Source organism: Cellulomonas sp. A375-1, assembly GCF_001040865.1.
Taxonomy (GTDB): domain Bacteria; phylum Actinomycetota; class Actinomycetes; order Actinomycetales; family Cellulomonadaceae; genus Cellulomonas; species Cellulomonas gelida.
In genome coordinates this window covers 44,447-48,297 of sequence record NZ_LFKW01000132.1, presented here as the reverse complement: position 1 = coordinate 48,297, position 3,851 = coordinate 44,447, and the positions used below count along the sequence as shown (strand labels likewise).

8 protein-coding genes are annotated in these 3,851 nt (G+C 71.0%); 6 read left to right on the top strand and 2 right to left on the bottom strand.

Features of this window, described 5'->3' with window-relative positions:
* Window positions 1–25 precede the first annotated feature (25 nt).
* From CWIS_RS13645 to CWIS_RS13640, 3 genes are all read left to right on the top strand, one after another.
* Window positions 26–511, top strand: coding sequence for a hypothetical protein (locus CWIS_RS13645; RefSeq protein ID WP_048343857.1), 486 nt, complete (start codon window positions 26–28; stop codon window positions 509–511).
* Window positions 508–654, top strand: coding sequence for a hypothetical protein (locus tag CWIS_RS18455; RefSeq protein ID WP_156186664.1), 147 nt, complete (start codon window positions 508–510; stop codon window positions 652–654). The genes CWIS_RS13645 and CWIS_RS18455 overlap by 4 nt, the downstream gene beginning before the upstream one ends.
* Before the next feature lie 74 nt (window positions 655–728).
* Window positions 729–1,298 (top strand): hypothetical protein, encoded by a 570-nt coding sequence (locus CWIS_RS13640; protein WP_156186663.1) that lies wholly within the window; start codon window positions 729–731, stop codon window positions 1,296–1,298.
* 47 nt (window positions 1,299–1,345) lie between these two features.
* On the opposite strand, the gene CWIS_RS13635 is transcribed toward CWIS_RS13640, so the two are convergent.
* Window positions 1,346–1,570, bottom strand: a complete 225-nt coding sequence (locus CWIS_RS13635) for a hypothetical protein (protein WP_048343855.1) — start codon at window positions 1,568–1,570, stop codon at window positions 1,346–1,348.
* Complete coding sequence (locus CWIS_RS19730; protein ID WP_255352765.1) at window positions 1,570–1,692, bottom strand: hypothetical protein; 123 nt, start codon at window positions 1,690–1,692, stop codon at window positions 1,570–1,572. Before CWIS_RS19730 ends, CWIS_RS13635 begins: the two co-directional genes overlap by 1 nt.
* A gap of 354 nt (window positions 1,693–2,046) precedes the next feature.
* Between CWIS_RS19730 and CWIS_RS13630 the strand changes: the two genes are divergently transcribed.
* The 3 genes from CWIS_RS13630 to CWIS_RS17780 are packed head-to-tail and all read left to right on the top strand — an operon-like array spanning window position 2,047 to window position 3,723.
* A complete protein-coding gene (locus tag CWIS_RS13630; RefSeq protein ID WP_048343854.1) occupies window positions 2,047–2,988 on the top strand; it encodes a hypothetical protein in 942 nt (313 codons plus the stop codon).
* On the top strand, window positions 2,985–3,176 hold the full coding sequence (locus tag CWIS_RS13625; protein ID WP_048343853.1) for a hypothetical protein: 192 nt from the start codon (window positions 2,985–2,987) through the stop codon (window positions 3,174–3,176). Before CWIS_RS13630 ends, CWIS_RS13625 begins: the two co-directional genes overlap by 4 nt.
* Window positions 3,177–3,198: 22 nt before the next feature.
* Window positions 3,199–3,723, top strand: coding sequence for a hypothetical protein (locus CWIS_RS17780; protein ID WP_053071744.1), 525 nt, complete (start codon window positions 3,199–3,201; stop codon window positions 3,721–3,723).
* The last annotated feature ends 128 nt before the right edge of the window (window positions 3,724–3,851 follow it).

Sequence of the window (3,851 nt, the reverse complement as noted above, 5' to 3'; positions counted from 1 at the left end):
CCCGCCACCCTTCTGAGGAGCCCAGATGCCCACGCTGCTCGCCATCGACCCAGGCAACACCTCCTCCGGGTGGGTCCTCATCGACGTCGCCACCCGCCGCCCGCTCCACTTCAGCAAGAGCCCGAACACCGTCCTGCGCGACCTGATCGTCACCAACCACACGTTCGTGCGCGCCGACACCGCCGTGATCGAGATGGTCGCCTCCTACGGCATGGCCGTCGGCGCCGACGTCTTCGAGACCTGCGTCTGGATCGGCCGCTACCTCGAGACCCTCGGCGACATCGACGTCGACCTCGTCAAGCGGCAGCCCATCAAGCTCCACCACTGCCACAGCCCACGAGCGAACGACTCGAACATCCGGCAGGCGCTCGTCGACCGCTTCGCGCCCGGCCAGCCCAACCACGGCAAGGGCACCAAGGCCGAACCCGGGTGGTTCCACGGCTTCCACGCCGACATCTGGCAGGCCTACGCCCTCGCCGTCTACGCGGCAGACCGCCAGGAGGAGCCATGAGCCTCGCCAGCCAGTACGCCCACACCACCCTCGCCCTCGCCGCACACCTCAACGACGACGAACCCGACGACCTCGACGAACACGCCGCCGCACTCCACGACTGGCAGAACCAACACGCCAACGACCGAGAGGAAGACCGATGACCGACAACGACCACACCGGGACACGTGCGAACGGGACGGGGGACGTTCCGGTTCCGTCCCGCGCGCGATCGGCCGTGGCTGAGCAGATCACCACCTCCGAGGAACTGGACGCGCTGCCCGTGGAGAGCGTGGTGCGGGGCGAGTTGGGGCAGACCTACGCGCGGTACGACGCCGGATGGTTCGGTGTTGGCCGGAAGCACCCCCTCGACGTCTCGACTGAGGTCGCCTACCCGCTGGCGCTCATCTACCGCCCCGACGCCCCCGCCCCGTCCGACGAGGACCGGGAGGCGCCGAGCATTCTCGCCGCCGCGGACCGGTTCGTCGGTGGCGACCCCGTGGACGACATGGCGATCCTGCTCATGCGCGCCTGGGGCGAGGCCGACCCGAGGTCGAGCGTGTCTCGACACCCGGCGTCGCACGTCGCGACCTTCGTCGACATGGCTCGGGCCGTCCTCGCGGCCCGCACGCCCCGGCCCGCACCGACCGTGAGCGCGGAGCAGGACGGCATCGACCGTGCGTGCGCCTGGTCGGACTACCGCTCCGAGTACGGCGTGAGCAAGGGCCTGGTGCAGGCGCACAAGCACTTCTGCGCCGGGTGGGACGCCGCCCTCGGGCGGCTCGACATCGGCGGGGTGCAGCGGTGAGCCGTCTGGTGAGCGCGTCCCCCACGCGCGCCCACCAGACCGCTCCGTCAGAAGACCAGCCTGCCGCCCGGCTCGCTGATCCACCCCGCGACACCCCACACCTTCGACGTGTCGATCGTCAGGTTCGCGTGCGAACCATCGTCGAACTTCACCGTCACCTGCTGCGGGGCGCCGCCACCAGCGATCCGGCCCACGAGCTGCGTCACACCGACCTCGTCGAGAGCCGACCCGAGCTCGTACGTGGTCCCGTTCACGTGCAGGAACGCCGCCATCAGAGCGCCCCGATCCGCTCGACCGCCGACTGCCCGACCTCGTTGATCGCCGCCATCGCCACCGCCGCCATCACGAGCGCCGCCACCACGCCCAGACCGGCCCGCATCAGACCTCTCACCATCACCGTGCTCCTTTCGTCTCGCCGCCGGCCCGGTGCCGACGCGCGTGCGCGGAGCCTCCCAGTCACCACCCACACGACCGTCCCCGACGTCGACCTCGACGCGCACGCCCCCTGCGAATGGCCCGCCGCCTGCACGCAGCCCGCCACCCGCGCCGGGCGCGCCCTGTGCGCCACCGCCCACCCGTGGCACACGTTCTGCGACGCCCACGCCGCCCAGCTCGAGCAGCGCCTGCGCGCGGCCGCCGCTCAGCGGTGCGTCGTCGACCAGCAGCCCCTGCCGTGGCTTGTTCGTCGCGTGGCGCCCGATCTGACAAACCTGAACGCTTGTCCAACCCGCAACAAGGCTCGGAGACCATGACCGACACCCGCGTCTGCCCCCTCACCCACCGCGACGGCGCACCCGAGCTCGACCCCGACCAGTACCTGTGCCGCGGCTGCACCGGGCGCCTCCGCGGACTCCTTACCGACCTCCCCGGCCTCTTCGGCGACCTAGACACCACCCTCACCAGGCAAGCCGTCTTCACCACCCGCTACGCCGGCACCGGCCCAACCACCCCCGACGTCGACGACGACGAGCACCCCGCCCCCCAGACCGCCGCCACCACCCCGCTCGTCGTACACCTCGGTGCCGCCGACGCCCTGTTCGTCACCCGCAACACCCTGATCGCCTGGGCCGACTGGGTCACCGCCGTCCGCGGCCACCACCTGCCCACCACCTGGGCCGGCATCGCCGACTACCTGCGCGACGCCACCCGGTGGCTGTCCCAGCATCCCGACGGCCCCCAGGTCGTCGACGAGCTCACCGCCGCCCTCAGGCACGCCCGCGCCACGATCGACCGGCCCGCCGACCGAGCGTTCATCGGCACCTGCGGGGCGCTCGTCGAGACGGCGATGCACCTCGGCGCCGTCGACGACACCGGCGCACCCGTGCCGTCGCTCGTGCCGACGTCGTGCACCGAGCAGCTCTACGCCCCCGAAGACCGGCCCGTCATCGACTGCCCCCGCTGCGGCACCACGTGGGACGTCGCTGCCCGACAGCAGGCGCTGCTCGAGCAGCTCGAGGACCACGTTCTGCCGGCCGTCGACATCGCCCGCGCCGTCGACGGCCTCGGCGTGCCCGTCACCGCCGACCGGATCCGCCAGTGGAAGCGCCGCCGGCTCCTCGCCGTCGCCCTCGACGATCACGGCCGGCCCCGCGCCGACGTCCGCGGGCGGCCTCTGTACCGGGTCGGCGACGTCCTCGACCTCGTCGCAGGTCACAGCGTGTCAGTGGCCGGTGGGAGGGTCCCGTCATGAGCACGAAGCAGCACGTGTGCCCGTCCGGGAAGGTCCGCTACCGCGACCGTCTCGACGCGCTCCTCGCGCTGTCGAAGATCGGTCGCAAGGACTCGCCGCGGCGACCGGGGTCCGAACAGCGCGCGTACCCGTGCCCGCGCTGCAAGGGCTGGCACCTGACATCCACGGACCGACGGCGAGCGGCCTGACCGGAAGGGACCCGACCGCCACATGCCATCGCTGCACAAGATCCAGACGCTCATCATCGAGTCCGACACCCACGACTGGTACCGCCCCGCCCTCGGACCGTTCTACGCGAACGCCTACGACATCGACGACGACGTGTTCCGCCTCCACAGCGAGCTGCTCGTGTACCGCGGCGACGTGCGCCTGACCATCCAGCATGGCCTCAAGTGGGGCCACCTCTCCCGCCAAATCGAGACGGCGACGCAGCTCTGGGAGGGTGCGCACTTCGCCGACGAGAGCGTTCGGATCTTCTTCGGTGACGTGTTCTGGAACGGCGCACTCATCGACCGCGTGCAGCTCATCTCCGTGGATGGCGCCCGCGCTGTCCTTCCCGTCGGGACTCGAGACGCCCTCAACGCTTCGGAGCTCGAGGCGGACCGCCGGGACGTCAAGGTCGAGTGGGAGTACTCCGCGAATCCGTTCGAGACGGCGATCGCGCGCATCGTCAACGACGACGACGCGGACTTCCGCCGCTACTTCGAGCGCGCCGGGCTGGTTCTCAAGGACTGATCTCGTCTCGGCTTGACGTCCTGGGCGGCTGTCACGCACCATTCGGTCAGGATCACCACAACTGTCGAAGAGCCCACCGCGTACCCCCTGCGCCGGTGGGCTCTTCGCATGCCCACGCGACACCACGC